Consider the following 13,731-nt stretch of genomic DNA (forward strand, 5'->3'; position numbering starts at 1 on the left):
CCCCGAAGGGCGGCGCTCCTTATCAGGCCGCGTGAGCGGGATCGTTGTTGTCAGTGTCGCTGTCAGCCTCAGCAGATCCGGCCCCGCCGGTCGTTTCAGGCTCCGGCCCTTTCATCCAGGCTGGCACCCAGCGCGTATCCCGCATTTTTCCCTCTGCCAGTTCTGCAGCATCCCCCTTCTTCATTTTCGCCGCGTCTGCTGCCGCGCCTTTAAAACCGGCCTCAGTCAGCGCATCCATAATCTGTGTATGCTTCAGGTCAGCGAAGAAGTTCGCCTTTGTGGGTTGCCACCAGTCACGCATGTGGAAGCCAATGGCGTTTTCCAGTGAGTCCAGGCGGCTGTCAGATGTGCGCTGAGATTCACGCGTCTGTACCCCGTCAACCGAGCAGGCGACACAGAACGCCATCAGTGACATAAGCGTTTCACCGCTCAGATCGAAGAAGGTGGTGAAGTCTTTATTCCATCCCTGCGGCAGCAGGGCTTCCAGACGGGTCTTTTCCTGCATCATGGCGGTAAACCCCGGGCCTTTGTCACCGGACGGGGCATTCTGCGTCAGGCTGTAATGAGGCACGGTCACGCGGATGCCAAACGGGTTGCCATAATGTGAGCCGGAGGTGAAGACGTCAGTGCAAAGCTGCCAGACCAGCAGGGCAACCGCCTTTTTCTGCTGCTGCATCAGCGCAGCCTGCACAGCAAGAGTGCGCTCAGAGGACATTTTTGTGAGAAGCGGCAGACTGATACCCTCAGCCGCATCCGGCTTTTTAGCCACGTTGATGGGGCTGATCTGAGGTACGGCAGACTCTGCGCCCTGCTCTGTTTCGCTGCTTTCTTCGCCCTGCAGATCGGCAATACGCACAACGCCGCGCTGCACACAGAGTTCACCGTATTTATCGAACCCGACCACCACGCCCGACATGGCGCGAATTTCCGGGGTCCAGGCACGAACCAGTGCTGCTTTTTCGATGATTTCAATTGCATCGCTGGCGGCGCTGTAGCCATCGTCGTCGGCGCTTTGTGCGCAATCGTCAGCTACCTGGTACAGATCATCGATGCGGCTTTCTTCATCACCGATGTACACAGGCTCCGGCTCGTCAGTCAGCTGATAAGTCAGTGCATCCCTGTGCGGGTAAAGCGAACTCAGCTGGCCCATGCTCCATTTCCAGCCTTCGCTTTTCTGAATGTCCTGCGCCATTGCGGTCAGTTTTTGCACGGTCAGGGTTTCCAGCAGCACCGAGTCAGCCGTTCCCTCACCTTCCTGCTGACTGAACAGGTCTTCGCGCACGACACCGCCTGCTGCCTCATACGCCTCACGACCTACGAAAAGAAAGCGCTTGTCAGTGATCGAAATTTCTTTATCGGTAATGAGTTTTCTTAACATGGTGACGGGCAGGTTATGCCAGGAGGCTTTCACCTCTTCATAAACACGCACCTGACGGGCCTGATCGTCTTCAAGGCAGAGCGCCTGGCACTGCTCAACTGTCAGCTGATCGTCTGCCAGCAGCTTAAGCAGTGACGGCGCGAGGTTTGCAAGTTTCAGCATACGCTGAACGTGACGGGTGCTGTAGCCCAGCTCTGCACCAATCTGCTCTGGGGTTTTTCCCTGATAAGCCAGGGTACCGAAGCTGGCAATCTGTTCTGCCGCATGCATATCGCTGCGCTGCGCATTCTCGATGTAGGAAACCAGCGCGGCCATTTCCGGGGAAACGCGCTTGAACGGCACTGGATAATCGGGGGTCAGAAACTGCTGTGAGAGCAGCAGATTCAGGGCAGTAAGGCGTTTGCCACCTGCAGCCACCGCCAGTTCACCGTCCGGCAGTTCGTGGGCAACCAGATTCTGCAACAGGCCGACCGACCTGATGGTTGCCGCCATGCTCTCAACGCTTTCAGTGGAATACGGGATGGTACGGGCATTCAGCAGTGACATGACGAACACTGACAGGGGCGCATACTCAACCGGCGCGGCCTCAAGCGCCGCTTTTACCGCCGCCTGTTCGGCACCGGTCACTTTTTTAACGCTGGTTCTTTTAGGGGCTTTTGCTTTAACATCGGTTACTGACATCGTTAATACCTCGTTAGATTATTGACTGTCCCGCCCTGCGGAGTGGCTGCTCCGCAGGGCACCTTTTAACGGCTTACTGCGCTTTGCGAATACCGTAATCACCGATATAACGGTTCAGCCAGTAACCCGCCTCTGATTCAAAATCCCATGCTCTCCAGACCAGACCGCCGTCCTTACGCACGACCAGGCGAAAGTGCGTACCCTGATCGTCTTCGATAGTCACATTGGAATACTGCGCAGCGACTTCCATCGCCTGCTCACGCGTGAAGGTGTCATCCGGTAAGCGCACAACTGCTGGCTGTTCCACTTAAATCTCCTGTCTGTCTGCCCTTAAAACCATCACCCGTTGAGTTGCCGGGGCCGCGGTCTTGACGTTTTGCGGGGAACTGCTGCTTTCTCCCCTGGTTGTAACCTTCACCCGTTTGAGAGCCGTTCGCCGCAAAGGGCGCAACGAGCACGGGCCGGCGCAGATGTCCGGGAGCGAGCGGAAAAATTTTTGGCCACATAAAAAATTTTCCGGCGAGAGGCTTCAGCCGTCCCTGGACAGCCAGGCGGTTTGTGCTTGTCTCAGCCCCGGCGAAAGGACTCAGACGGGCGAAACAACCCATGAGGAAAGCAGGAACCCGCCGCAACGGTGTGACGCGCGGGCGCGAAACAGCGTTGCCCCTTACATCCCGCCGTGTGTGGTGGCGGGATGCAGGGAGCGCCGTTTACGGCGGGACTGAGCGGCGCAGCCGGAACGGCTGCTGCGAGCGGAAGGTGTTGCGTCAGGATAGAAACCCGCTGCCCCGGAACGGGGCCGGGCAGAGACGGCCTGCCGGCTCTGTGCGAAGCATGACAGCCGACTGGACGCCCGGGATAACGGACTTTTTATGATTAATCGGCGATTCACCGAAAAAAGGATTTAAGAAGCCTTCAAATTAATGAATATTTATGCTAACAAATAGCATAAATAAACAAAAATAGAGAGTTAAACATGTCAGTAACACGTCCCGTCGCCGCTCAGTTTGAGGCTTACAACAAACACGATATAAATGCTTTAATTGAGTGCTTTTCTGAGGATTTCAGGGGCTATCGTATGCCCGCCGAAACCCCCTCAACGATCGGAAAATCAGCGCTGCGTGAGTTTTACATAAGTAATCGTTTTAATAATCCGGAACTCAGGGCAGAACTCATTTCCAGGACGGTGCTGGGTAACAAAGTGTTTGATCACGAATTCATCCATGGCCTGTCACCCGCCCCCCTCGAAAGCATTGCCGTTTTCGAAATTACAAATGACCTTATCTCCACTGCGTGGTTCTACTTTCCATGATATCAATCTCGCTGCCCTTACAGGCCGAAAGACGGGAGTCGCGCCGTCAGGCGCGCCTCTTTTCTTTCTGCTGCCGCAGGCGCGGTTTTCGCGGGCTAAAAGGCGGCCGGAACCGCCTGACTGTGCTGATTACCCTTTTCCGCCCTGCTTAATAAAGTGGCCGCCGATGTAAACGGCACTCTTACAGGTCATGAAATAACAGATTTCATCAATGAGCTCCTACGTCCTCAGCTCTCTCAGGTCGTTGGATCGACGCTGCGCATTCACAAGGGTTTTATACTGGCGAAGGATGTCGCGGGTTTGCGGTGACAGTTTCATTTTTTCCTTTTCGGCAGGGCTTCCCCTGCCGGCATCATTAGTTGCTGAATACAAAGCCGTCGTGCAGCACATATCCGCTGCTGAACAGGTCACGGGCATAGGCTTCATAGTCGAAATAAGAGCGCAGCGGCTCCGGAACGTCATTCAGCAGGCCGCAGTCTTCAATATGCTCATACGCATAATCTTCCTCACTTTCCGCCTTCCCCCTGTACGCATCATCAAACGCATCGAAATCGCATTCGCCGTAATAATCCGCCCAGGCAACAAAGGCGTCTTCCCTGCCCTCTTCTTTCGCCTGCTTCCACGCCGCGATGAAATCCCAGTCGATAAAGGATTCAGACACGAATTTAGACGGAATGCCCTCCCAGTCCTGAAACATAAATTCAGGATCTTCTTCAGAGGCGTGGAGCTCGCGACACGCGTTGTGAAACTCGGTTTTTTCCTCAAAGTCAGTAAGATCAAACCACTTCCCGAAAATACTGCCGCAGTTATATTTATGGTAAGTCCCGACGTATACCGCTGGTCCGCTAAATGTCATAAGAAATCCTCCGCAGTCAAAGTTGTCTCAGTTCCGGCCTGTGCCGTGACTGAATGACAGCCCGACGGAGAGACGCAGTGGTCAAGCGTGACGAGGAGGCCGCAGCGCAAGCGAGCGGAGACGTGCTTACGCACGGCGCTGACGCGAAGACTGAGCGGAAGCGCGACGGAAGTAAGTGCGGTGGAGGGAGTGCGAACGGGCGAAGGAGGCGCGCTTGACCACAAGGCGATCGGGCTACAGTGAAGTCACGGCACCGGCCGCAGCACGCACGGACCGGGTTTTCTGCCCTGTCCCGCCGAATGGCGGAATAAAGCGGCGCGCAGCAACTTCCTTATGTCCATTTGTCCACAATCCGGGTGCATAGCCTGGCTATAACCCTGTGGACAAAAGCGCAGCGGCGGCTGAATCAGCGCACAGACAGCAGGCGGTCATAAAATGACCGCCTGCCCGTTACTTCAGGTGATTGCGCATTTCGGCAGCCCGCCGGTACAGCGCCACCAGTTCTGTATCTATCTGCTCGATCAGCATCCCGGCCATTTTCTGCGCCGGCGCCGCGCCGCGGTAAAGATGCCGCTTTGTCATGTTCCGCAATCGAAGGTGAAACTCGTAAAGCGATTCCTCCAGGTCGTTAATGTCGTCGGTAAGCTGCGTGATTTCGGTCGTCAGTGTCTGGTCTGTCATGGTGCTGTCCTTATGGCGTGGTCAGAGAATATGCGTTATGCGGCACGGGCGGCGCGCAGTTCACCCAGGCGGCGCAGGCCGGCGGCGTGGTACTCCTCAAGTAGTTCGATCCCTATCCAGCGGCGGCCGCACTGGTCCGCGGCGACGCAGGTCGAACCTGAACCGGCAAACGGGTCCAGAATTAAATCCCCGGGCTTCGTGAAGGTTTCGATAAGCGGCTGCAATACGCTCACCGGCTTTTCGGTCGGATGGTGCCGGTTGCCCGTGTACTTCCAGGGCATCACGTCAGGTAAGGGCTTTGCCGGCAGCGGCGGGCGCCCTTTGGCCAGCAGGTAGGCGCTTTCATGCTGATACCCGACAAACGCCGATTTCGAAGCGTAGGTTTTGGTGAAGACGAGGTGCCCGACGACGCGGAAGCCCGCGGATTTCCACGCCTGCATAAAGACGTCCACGCGGTTCCAGCCGTAGAAGCTTACCGCCAGGCTGTTGTTTTTGAGCACGCGGAACATTTCACGGCTGGCCGGCAGTACCCACTCGTCGCTCACGTCGCCCGCGATCGAACGGCCGGACCGGTCCTTAAAGCCGACGAGGTACGGGGGATCGGTCAGAATGAAGTCGATGCTGTTATCCGGAAAGCCGGCCATGATCTGTACGCTGTCGCCACGCATGAATCGGGACATAGTTATGCTCCTTAATGTCAGGGGGCACCCCTGTGGTGCCGTGACCAACACGCAGACGGGCGAACAGCTGAGCAAACAAGGGCGGACGCGAAGCCGCACGCGCCGCCGGAGCGGACTGAATGTCCCGCGCACGGCGGGGAACGGGTGAGAAGGCCGGCGACAGCTTCGCTTGTTTGGGAAGCCGCCCGGCTACAGTAAGGGCACGGCACTTTACCTCTGCCGGTTTCCGGCCGCAGGACGGGGAGCGGCAAAAGAAGCAGAGCGAAGCGACTTCCTTATGTCTTCTTGCCCAGAACACATGTGCATATCTAGTTTGTAAATCTATGCTCGAAAGAGCAGCAGCACTGTTACTCATGAGATGGCAAGAAGCTGTTAAAAAATGACATCCGTTGTTATTATTTTAGGTACTGTCTGATTCAGCTGTTTAGCGGTTATGGTAGTTGGGTCTATACCTTGTAATGCGAACCTACTGACACTGACCACTGATTCAACTACGTGAAGTGTGGGTATCACGATGTTCCTAGTTGCGGGGACAAAGTTAATTTATTAAGCGATAAGATTTTATAAACCGGGAAGAGTTTTCCTACTGAATTTTAGAATAGGCATTGATAATGAGTGAAGAAACTGACGGCGTAAAAGAAGGAAGCGCGGAGTTCTTTAAAGGATTAGCTGGGCGGTTTGCTGGTCCTTGTGCGGCTTATATAACAACATCCTGGCTCGCTTATAACTGGTCAAATATTATTTTTTTATTCATGTCAAAAGCACCTGTTGAAAAAAGAATAACTGCAATATATGGTCAAGATAACTTATATTATAACTACCTTGTTCTTCCTGTCTTGACTGGCATCGCTCTTTCAATCACTATGCCTGGACTTAATGCTTTGATTTCCAATTTTACTGCATACTTCAAAGCGAAAATTCATTATGCTGACGAAAAGGCTATAGATAGAGAGGAGATCGCAAAAAAAATTAGAGAAAACAAGAAAAAAGAAATTGATGCTAAAATTGAAACCTTGGAAGCCGAAAAAAAGGCCCTTGCAACTGAGATAACTGATCTGCAAAGTAAAAGCTATGATCTTAAAGCATCAATTAGTGCTCAAAATCTTAAAATATTAGCGCTGGCACTTAGAACAAATAGATTCATCAACGATTATAGTGTGTTTTATGATAATGATGGAGACATCGACGAGAGATCAATTAAAGCGACAGAACTATTTAATCTATTCAGCCAACAAGAAAGATCTCTTGCTGACGATTGGTTAAAACATCTTCGAGGCCTCTTTAATTCGAAAGAGCTTGATGCGCATATCAATCAAGTGAGCCTTGTAGACTTTACTTCCATAGATAAAATAGAAGAAATATTAATGACAACTACAAAAATGAAAAACAATCAACCTTAACAGCATTATTCATAAAATAGCGCTAGGGTGAAGTGAATTGCATGAACAGCTTCACCTAGCTTTATAACTTAAAGTTATTTAATTCGCGGAATATCTTTTATGCGCGAGGTATAGCGCGGCGACAGCATTTCACGCTTCATCTGCCATGAACTGTCGCGATTTCCCTGACCCGCGAACCAGACCTTTCCTTTGCCTGCGCGATTGATGCCGTCCAGCGCTGCCATTAATGCATCTGCATTTGCACGCGGCTGCTGCTCACTGAACATGTCGAACTGTGCCACGCCTGACTGGTAAAAATCACCCAGCATTACGCCGGCTTTCGCATACCGGTAACCCTCCTGCCAGATAGTGCTGAGGCCTCGAAGTGCTGATTCAATAATGTCCCGCGTGTCGTTCGTCGGATAATCGCATATGCGTGAGGCCGTATTTGAATACTGCGGTTCATCACCGTGGCGACCGGTGGCGATCGAGACGCTTATATGGCGGCAGCGTGAATTCTGCTGCCTGAGCTTTTCCGCAGCACGCGTGGCATAAAGCACGAGCGCCTGCTGCATATCTTCTAACTGTGTAACGCGCTGGCCAAAAGAACGTGAGTTCACTATCTGCTGCTTAGGCGGAGGTGCGTCTTCAAGTGCCAGGCAAGACTCACCATTGAGTTCACGCGCGGTGCGCTCGACGATAACGTCGAAGTTCTTACGTATCATGCTGACATTGCTGTCAGCGAGCTGCAGTGCCGTGGTGATTCCCAGCTGGTTCATGCGCAGGCTGATCCGCCGGCCAATGCACCAGATATCACTGACATCAGTCAGATGAAGGAGTTTTCGTTGTCGGCTTCTGTCTGACAGATCTACGACGCCATTCGTCTGCGTCCACTTTTTAGATGCATGGTTAGCAAGTTTGGCCAGGGTTTTGGTCGGCCCGAACCCCACGCCGATTATCAGCCCGGTTTCCTTCCGGATACGCTCGCGCATCTGCTGCCCGAATGCCTCAAGCGGGATAAGGTTATCAATCCCGGTAACGTCCAGAAATGACTCATCGATGGAATAGACTTCCTGTCCCGCGGCCATCTCGCCCAGTATGGCCATCATGCGTGCAGATATGTCGCCGTTTATGTGGAATGGAAAATCTACAGAAATTATTGGTGCTTTAAGGACCGCTATGAGCGAAAAGCGAATACACATTTACTTATTGCTCCGGCTCAGAACGGCAGGATTCGGCAAATAAGCTGTGCCGTTCAGAACGGTAGGGTACTGGCAGGATTATTCCATAGCAGTAGGTCGAACAATAATTTCGTTGATGTCGACTGTTTCCGGCTGACCGATCGCAAATACGATAGTATCGGCCAGCGTTTCTACAGGAATGGCCATTTCATGTATCTTTCTGACCTGCTCTGCTACCGCTGCACTCGTCACACTGGATGGCAGGTCGGTATCGACCGGGCCGGGAGAAATAATCGTGCTGCGAATATTATATGGGGTCATCTCCATGCGCAGCCCTTCTGATATTGCTCTGACAGCAAATTTCGTGGCGGAGTAGACAGCCGTTGTCGGACGGACGCGATGTCCTGAGAGAGAGGAGACGTTGATAATGTGTCCGCTCTTTTGCGCTTTCATGAAAGGAAGTGCCGCAGCGATTCCGTGAAGCGTGCCTTTGAGGTTGATGTCAATCGCCCGGTTCCAGTCATCGATCCGCAGCTCATCAAGGCGCGAGTTAGGCATAATGCCGGCGTTGTTGATGAGGACATCAACCCGGCCAAACACCTCAACTGCTTTTTTTACCAAGGCCTCGACGTCCTGAAAATTTGATACATCCGTCTGCGCTACTGCCACCTTTCCTCCGGCAGCAGTAATTTCTTCAGCCAGAGCCGTAAGCCTGTCCAGACGACGCGCGCCCAGCACAACGCAGGCACCGGCAGAGCTTAGCTGACGGGCTGTGGCTTCGCCGATACCACTACTTGCGCCGGTGATGACAACAACTTTTCCACTGATATTACGGGTCATGGAGGATTTCCTTTATGGGCTATTAAAAATAAAAATATAAAGGATGAGGCTGCGTAAAAAAGAGTTTCCGGCCCATCCGATATCAAGTCGGGGCGAGTATAGTCTGGGGCCTGCTTGTGCGATATTCAGTATAGCTTCATCTCAGCTATGCAAAAATTCACAAGCCATATGTAGGCTCAATGCATCGGATTAAAAAATCTGTCACCGGGCTGATGTGACTGGCATGGCGCACATCCTTATGTACGCTCATCCAGATGTCCTGAGTGAGGACGGGGCCACCGGGCTGCACAGGTACAAGATCGTATTCTTTTGCCAGATAATCGGGCAGCAGGGCTATGCCAGCATGACCGGCTGCCGTAATCGCCTGTATGCGCAAATCATTGCTGAAGAAGACGACAGGACGTCCTGCACAGTGTTTTATCAGCCAGGACTGTTGTGGCGTCTCGGTTACAGAATTATCGTAAGCGATGATGTTCAGTTCCTGCCCCGATGCAAGGTAGTCCGCACTGCCATAAAGCGTGAAGTTAACCTGACCGAGCCGTCTGGTGACGACGGCAGACTCAACGGGGCGAACCATGCCGAGGGTTATGTCGGCTTCACGTCGTGCCAGCGAAAGGCGCTCTTTGGTTCCCGTCAGGCTTAAACGAATGCGTGGATACTCTTTGTAAAAGCTGCCAATGTTCGGCGCAATGAGATTGCCCATAAAAACATGGGGTGCGGCAATAATGACATCCCCTTCCACCACCCCCTGTCCTGCCCCTGAAAAGCGCACCAGTGAATGGGCCGACTCACTCATCTGCTCAGCGTAGATTGCTACCTGAACGCCATCTTTTGTCAGGATATAAGCGCGTGGTCTCCGGTCAACCAGTCTAAGGTTGACTGATGCTTCAAGTGAAGCAATTCGGCGGGCAACGGTGGCATGATCCACTCCCAGTTTTTTTGCCGCTGACGCAAGCGAACCCGTTTGCGCAAAAGTTGAAAAATAGCGTAGGTCTTCCCAGTCAAACATAAAGCCTCAAAATCAGTACAGGAAGGATGTCTAACACGAGCCAGTAAGAATCAGTTTTATCATATAAGGCGATTATGCTCATTGCTGGATGTCCCCTTCTGGCACAAAGCGGACTGACATGGAGCATAGGTCCGCTATGAGCGAAAAGCGGACCTAAGAGGGTGAACGATCCGCTTTAAGCCAAAGTGGACTTTTTTGTTGCTGATAAAGTTTGTTTGGTATGTGTGTAGTAGCATTCACAGACACACCACAGGAGTATTTTGATGAAAGTAGAACTTAAGAACGCTACCGGAGAAAACCAGCCTCTGGAAGTAGCATCTCTGGTTATCACTCTGAGTAATGGTGAAACAATAGAAATTAGTGAAGAAAAACAGGGCCGACCCGCACACCTGTCGGAAGGAATAACCATATGGGGGGGCCGTATACCCCTGGAGAATGCCAGTCTTGAGGAACTGAAGGCGTCAACCCGAATGCTGGGGATATACCCGCTGGCTGCTAATACCCTGCATCTTTTTCCTTTGAAGAAGTAATCTAGCGAAGGCGTAAGAACCTACTCTGGCCGTTTCCCAAAGGATGAATAGCACTTAAAGGACCGCTTCTGGCACATAGCGGCCCGTTTTACCCTTCGGGTTTAAGGGGCATCCTTTTAAGAGCCTGTTCAATTTTATCTGCGTCCTGTTCAGCAATGGCTCTCTCATCGGGTGTGAGCGGAACTTCTTCAAGGTAACGTCTGACAGAGGCTTTGCTTTCCAGTACCAGTCCGCGCGCGCTCTGTTTGAGCAGGTTAAAATCGCAGCCAATGCAGGCCATCCGGTGCTGACAGCTGCTCCAGAAGGGGTTCGTACAGTATGAGTCACCCAGATCATAGTACGTCGCGGGTCCGGTCAGACTCGCGGCTTCCGGATCGTGGTCAATCAGCACGCTGATCATGTGAGCGACCCTGTCTGCTTTTACGAACGATGCAGCCAGCTGAGTCGGACGGATGCGGATATAATGCATTGTCGACTGCGCGGATGAGTGACCTGACCACTGCATCAGCTCATGTAAAGACATGCCCCCGGGAGCACTGGCCAGTGCTGTAACGGCAGAAGCACGGCCACGGTGGCTTGTAATCGGACCGCGTGAATCTTCTGCAGGCATTCCTGCTCTGGCGCAGAGAACCGGAATAACAGTGAGATTTATTATGTCCCTGCCCACCGGTTTACCCCGGTACTGAAACAGGAAACGGACTTTTTCACCGGTGCGTTCATCCGTAAGTGCTGCCTGCTCCTGAGGACGCACACTGAGCCAGATATCAACATATTTTTTCACAACAGCCGAGACCGGCTTAACAAAAGCTTTAGACGTTTTGCCGGCGGGCACGCTGAGGTAGCACAGAGTGCCCGCCGGGATAGCGCTGCCGTTTTCCTGAAGAATGTCATCCGCCTGTGGAGTAACGCACTCCGTTGTCAGACGCATCAGCTCGTTCTGTCGCAGCCCGGCATGTGTCCAGATAACCGCCATAGCCTGAAGCATAGACAGGGGATAATGAATTTCGCTCAGCAGATCTTCCTGACGCAGGTTCAGGCTTGCCCAGACCAGTTTCAGCCAGACCGGATCATCAATAACACGGGGATTCACACTCTGACGAAAAAGCGGTGTGTCAGGCGTGGACAGGTGACGGGCCGGACTGAATTTTAAGTTCCCCCACCCCCAGCTTTCATAATCAAGCATAAAACGACGAACTGCATAAACAAACCGGCTGCGGGAATGCGGCATCAGAGGCTCTCCTGAGCGGTTTGATCGCCTGCCCCCTTTATGGGTGTTCAGTGACAGCCCGTCCACTTTCATTCTGCCGACCATTGCAATGAAGCTGGCGCAGGTTTCCATTGTCCAGTCAGACGGTCCACATATTTCCGGCTTTTCCCGGGCAAGCCACAGGCCGCATCGGAGAATGAAACTGTACTGACTTTCTCTGGAGCGGGGGCGGAGCACCGACGTTTCCCGCCACTTCCGGCACCACCGGGCCCAGTCAGGCGCGATACCTTCTGTTGGCTTTTCATGCCATTCTTTATAATTCCGCATTCTCAGGGGACTTTTTATAATTCCCATAGCAGCAAGTGCATAGGATATTTTTCCTGTAACTCTTGAGATTCCCCGGTCATGGCAGTTCTGCCCCCGCCACAGCAGTTCTGTCGTAAAAGTTTCAAGTTGCGGATCATTGTTCATCAGCATCAGAACACCCAGCATACCCGACAGATTGTGTTTCTGATTCTGCCCGACATATCCCAGTGAGATCAGAACGTCCGTCAGCCGGTTAATTTCATGGCCGACAAAATTCCGGCCATAGATGGCACTGGCGTACAGCGACGGTGCGCCATGCACTGGCAGGCTGAGCGGAGAAGGAAACGGGCCCAGATGAAAGGCAAAGGCAGCAAGCAAAGGCCTGCCGGAACTGTGTTGCTGACAGAGCGTTAACCACCTTTCCTGCGTCCACAGCCAGCAGGGCTGACCCGCCCGGTGTGTTTCTGCAAGAACGGCAAGAAGGGTAATTCTGACAAGTCTGGCACTGATACTGCTGCGTGAGGCAATGTCCCGCAGAGGCAACAGCAAAAACGGCAGGGCCCCTGGCTGGCCGAGCGCTGCTGACCGCCGGTAGCCTGTACTTATCGCGTCTCTTTCCTCAGGACTTAACGCATCACTCAGCTGATAATCTGTGCGTTTAAAAGGTACATAAGTGACTCTGGCTTTTTTTTCGTTCATCAGTAAGCACCCGCCTGAAAAATAAGTCCGGCGACTTTCCTGTCGGTTTCAGCCACGGCTGCGGCTATCCGGGCAGCCAGATCGGAACCTGACAGATGGATATAAATCTGTGTGGTGCGCGGATCCCTGTGTCCTGCATAAGTCGCCAGCTCATGGAGCTTCCAGCCGGCACGCGCCAGATGGGTCAGACGAAGATGGCGGAAGGTATGTGTTGTAATCTGTGGAAGACCGGTATCCAGAGCCCATCTGCGTACGGTTTTACTCCAGTTCCACACAGAAAGGGGGGCGCCGTAATTACGGTCAGAAAATGAACGGAACAACGCACCCTGTATCCAGTCAGCCTGCTTCAGTTGCAGAAAATGGTTTGCCAGTACCGGCGTCACGTCCGGACCATAGCAAACAACCCTTTCCCGCCCGCTTTTCGTTGTTTCCGGGCGGATACGGATCAGGCGATGGGCAGGGTCGATATCCTCAAGCGTCAGGGCTGTCACCTCTGCACGGCGGAGTGCACCAAAATAGGCAAGCGCGAGCATCAGCCGGTCACGCAGGGAGGCAGCTGAAACATGTTTAAGAAATCTCAGCCATTGCTCATTGTCAGGTATTACGGGTAAGCGGGTTATACGCGGGACCAGACCCCGCCCGGTATAAATGGCACCGGGTAAACCCGCACGGGGTAGCGGATTAGTACTGCATATATCCTGATAAACCAGAAAGTCATACCGGAGACGGATCGCAGAAAGGCGCAGCTGGAGTGTGGCGCTGGCCGCAGGAAAAGGCATGCCAGGCAGCTGAGGGCTGATGTAAGCGGCCAGATCTTCAAATCGGGCCTTTTCAGGGGCAATCCTGTGCTGGCTGCAGAACGAAAAATAATGGCCGAGGGCATGGCGGTAGGCGGTAAGTGTGGCCGGTGCCCGGCCCAGGTCGGACAGCAGCTTCAGCCAGCGCTCAACCAGTAACATAATATCTTCATCCGGTGGAATCAGCATTGTGTT

The 13,731-nt window shown here is 53.1% G+C and carries 13 protein-coding genes and 1 pseudogene; 3 read left to right on the forward strand and 11 right to left on the reverse strand.

Annotated elements, in window-relative coordinates; translation table 11 throughout:
• Positions 1-22: 22 nt before the first annotated feature.
• On the reverse strand, positions 23-2,059 hold the full coding sequence (locus tag ACXKZD_RS20945) for a ParB/RepB/Spo0J family partition protein (RefSeq protein ID WP_488982206.1): 2,037 nt from the start codon (positions 2,057-2,059) through the stop codon (positions 23-25).
• Positions 2,060-2,132: 73 nt separating this feature from the next.
• The gene (locus ACXKZD_RS20950; RefSeq protein WP_256378012.1) at positions 2,133-2,366 is read right to left on the reverse strand and encodes a DUF905 domain-containing protein; all 234 of its coding nucleotides are present in this window, start codon (positions 2,364-2,366) and stop codon (positions 2,133-2,135) included.
• A gap of 669 nt (positions 2,367-3,035) precedes the next feature.
• Here ACXKZD_RS20950 and ACXKZD_RS20955 point away from each other — a divergent pair.
• The gene (locus ACXKZD_RS20955) at positions 3,036-3,371 is read left to right on the forward strand and encodes a nuclear transport factor 2 family protein (RefSeq protein WP_488982207.1); all 336 of its coding nucleotides are present in this window, start codon (positions 3,036-3,038) and stop codon (positions 3,369-3,371) included.
• Between the two features lie 129 nt (positions 3,372-3,500).
• On the opposite strand, the pseudogene ACXKZD_RS20960 reads toward ACXKZD_RS20955, so the two are convergent.
• From ACXKZD_RS20960 to ACXKZD_RS20975, 4 genes and pseudogenes are all read right to left on the reverse strand, one after another.
• Positions 3,501-3,689, reverse strand: a pseudogene (locus ACXKZD_RS20960) (hypothetical protein).
• A gap of 37 nt (positions 3,690-3,726) precedes the next feature.
• Complete coding sequence (locus tag ACXKZD_RS20965; protein ID WP_488982208.1) at positions 3,727-4,227, reverse strand: antirestriction protein ArdA; 501 nt, start codon at positions 4,225-4,227, stop codon at positions 3,727-3,729.
• Positions 4,228-4,677: 450 nt separating this feature from the next.
• Entirely contained in the window at positions 4,678-4,908 is a 231-nt protein-coding gene (locus ACXKZD_RS20970; protein ID WP_061060482.1) for a hypothetical protein, read from the reverse strand.
• Positions 4,909-4,943: 35 nt separating this feature from the next.
• Positions 4,944-5,588 (reverse strand): DNA methyltransferase, encoded by a 645-nt coding sequence (locus tag ACXKZD_RS20975; RefSeq protein ID WP_061060481.1) that lies wholly within the window; start codon positions 5,586-5,588, stop codon positions 4,944-4,946.
• A 611-nt stretch (positions 5,589-6,199) separates the two neighbouring features.
• Between ACXKZD_RS20975 and ACXKZD_RS20980 the strand changes: the two genes are divergently transcribed.
• Positions 6,200-6,988 carry a coiled-coil domain-containing protein gene (locus tag ACXKZD_RS20980; RefSeq protein WP_061060480.1) on the forward strand — a complete coding sequence of 263 codons (789 nt, stop codon included), beginning with the start codon at positions 6,200-6,202 and terminating at the stop codon, positions 6,986-6,988.
• A gap of 74 nt (positions 6,989-7,062) precedes the next feature.
• On the opposite strand, the gene umuC is transcribed toward ACXKZD_RS20980, so the two are convergent.
• The 3 genes from umuC to ACXKZD_RS20995 form a co-directional block, all read right to left on the reverse strand.
• A complete protein-coding gene (umuC, locus tag ACXKZD_RS20985) occupies positions 7,063-8,169 on the reverse strand; it encodes a translesion error-prone DNA polymerase V subunit UmuC (RefSeq protein WP_488982209.1) in 1,107 nt (368 codons plus the stop codon).
• A gap of 78 nt (positions 8,170-8,247) precedes the next feature.
• Entirely contained in the window at positions 8,248-8,988 is a 741-nt protein-coding gene (locus ACXKZD_RS20990; RefSeq protein ID WP_488982210.1) for an SDR family oxidoreductase, read from the reverse strand.
• A gap of 157 nt (positions 8,989-9,145) precedes the next feature.
• Complete coding sequence (locus tag ACXKZD_RS20995; RefSeq protein ID WP_436333527.1) at positions 9,146-9,997, reverse strand: LysR family transcriptional regulator; 852 nt, start codon at positions 9,995-9,997, stop codon at positions 9,146-9,148.
• 263 nt (positions 9,998-10,260) lie between these two features.
• Between ACXKZD_RS20995 and ACXKZD_RS21000 the strand changes: the two genes are divergently transcribed.
• The gene (locus ACXKZD_RS21000; RefSeq protein WP_283543758.1) at positions 10,261-10,527 is read left to right on the forward strand and encodes a hypothetical protein; all 267 of its coding nucleotides are present in this window, start codon (positions 10,261-10,263) and stop codon (positions 10,525-10,527) included.
• An 88-nt stretch (positions 10,528-10,615) separates the two neighbouring features.
• On the opposite strand, the gene ACXKZD_RS21005 is transcribed toward ACXKZD_RS21000, so the two are convergent.
• Positions 10,616-12,739, reverse strand: coding sequence for a tyrosine-type recombinase/integrase (locus tag ACXKZD_RS21005; RefSeq protein ID WP_488982211.1), 2,124 nt, complete (start codon positions 12,737-12,739; stop codon positions 10,616-10,618).
• A complete protein-coding gene (locus ACXKZD_RS21010; protein ID WP_488982212.1) occupies positions 12,739-13,725 on the reverse strand; it encodes a tyrosine-type recombinase/integrase in 987 nt (328 codons plus the stop codon). Before ACXKZD_RS21010 ends, ACXKZD_RS21005 begins: the two co-directional genes overlap by 1 nt.
• Positions 13,726-13,731 lie beyond the last annotated feature (6 nt).

The organism is Pantoea sp. ABR1s, from assembly GCF_057812235.1.

Excerpts from the sequence above, each read along its gene's own strand:
- umuC (WP_488982209.1), bottom strand. The coding sequence starts at position 8,169 with ATGTGTATTCGCTTTTCGCTCATAGCGGTCCTTAAAGCACCAATAATT.
- ACXKZD_RS20980 (WP_061060480.1), top strand. The coding sequence starts at position 6,200 with ATGAGTGAAGAAACTGACGGCGTAAAAGAAGGAAGCGCGGAGTTCTTT.
- ACXKZD_RS21010 (WP_488982212.1), bottom strand. The coding sequence starts at position 13,725 with ATGCTGATTCCACCGGATGAAGATATTATGTTACTGGTTGAGCGCTGG.
- ACXKZD_RS20995 (WP_436333527.1), bottom strand. The coding sequence starts at position 9,997 with ATGTTTGACTGGGAAGACCTACGCTATTTTTCAACTTTTGCGCAAACG.
- ACXKZD_RS20955 (WP_488982207.1), top strand. The coding sequence starts at position 3,036 with ATGTCAGTAACACGTCCCGTCGCCGCTCAGTTTGAGGCTTACAACAAA.
- ACXKZD_RS20990 (WP_488982210.1), bottom strand. The coding sequence starts at position 8,988 with ATGACCCGTAATATCAGTGGAAAAGTTGTTGTCATCACCGGCGCAAGT.
- ACXKZD_RS21005 (WP_488982211.1), bottom strand. The coding sequence starts at position 12,739 with ATGAACGAAAAAAAAGCCAGAGTCACTTATGTACCTTTTAAACGCACA.
- ACXKZD_RS20965 (WP_488982208.1), bottom strand. The coding sequence starts at position 4,227 with ATGACATTTAGCGGACCAGCGGTATACGTCGGGACTTACCATAAATAT.
- ACXKZD_RS20970 (WP_061060482.1), bottom strand. The coding sequence starts at position 4,908 with ATGACAGACCAGACACTGACGACCGAAATCACGCAGCTTACCGACGAC.
- ACXKZD_RS20975 (WP_061060481.1), bottom strand. The coding sequence starts at position 5,588 with ATGTCCCGATTCATGCGTGGCGACAGCGTACAGATCATGGCCGGCTTT.
- ACXKZD_RS20945 (WP_488982206.1), bottom strand. The coding sequence starts at position 2,059 with ATGTCAGTAACCGATGTTAAAGCAAAAGCCCCTAAAAGAACCAGCGTT.
- ACXKZD_RS21000 (WP_283543758.1), top strand. The coding sequence starts at position 10,261 with ATGAAAGTAGAACTTAAGAACGCTACCGGAGAAAACCAGCCTCTGGAA.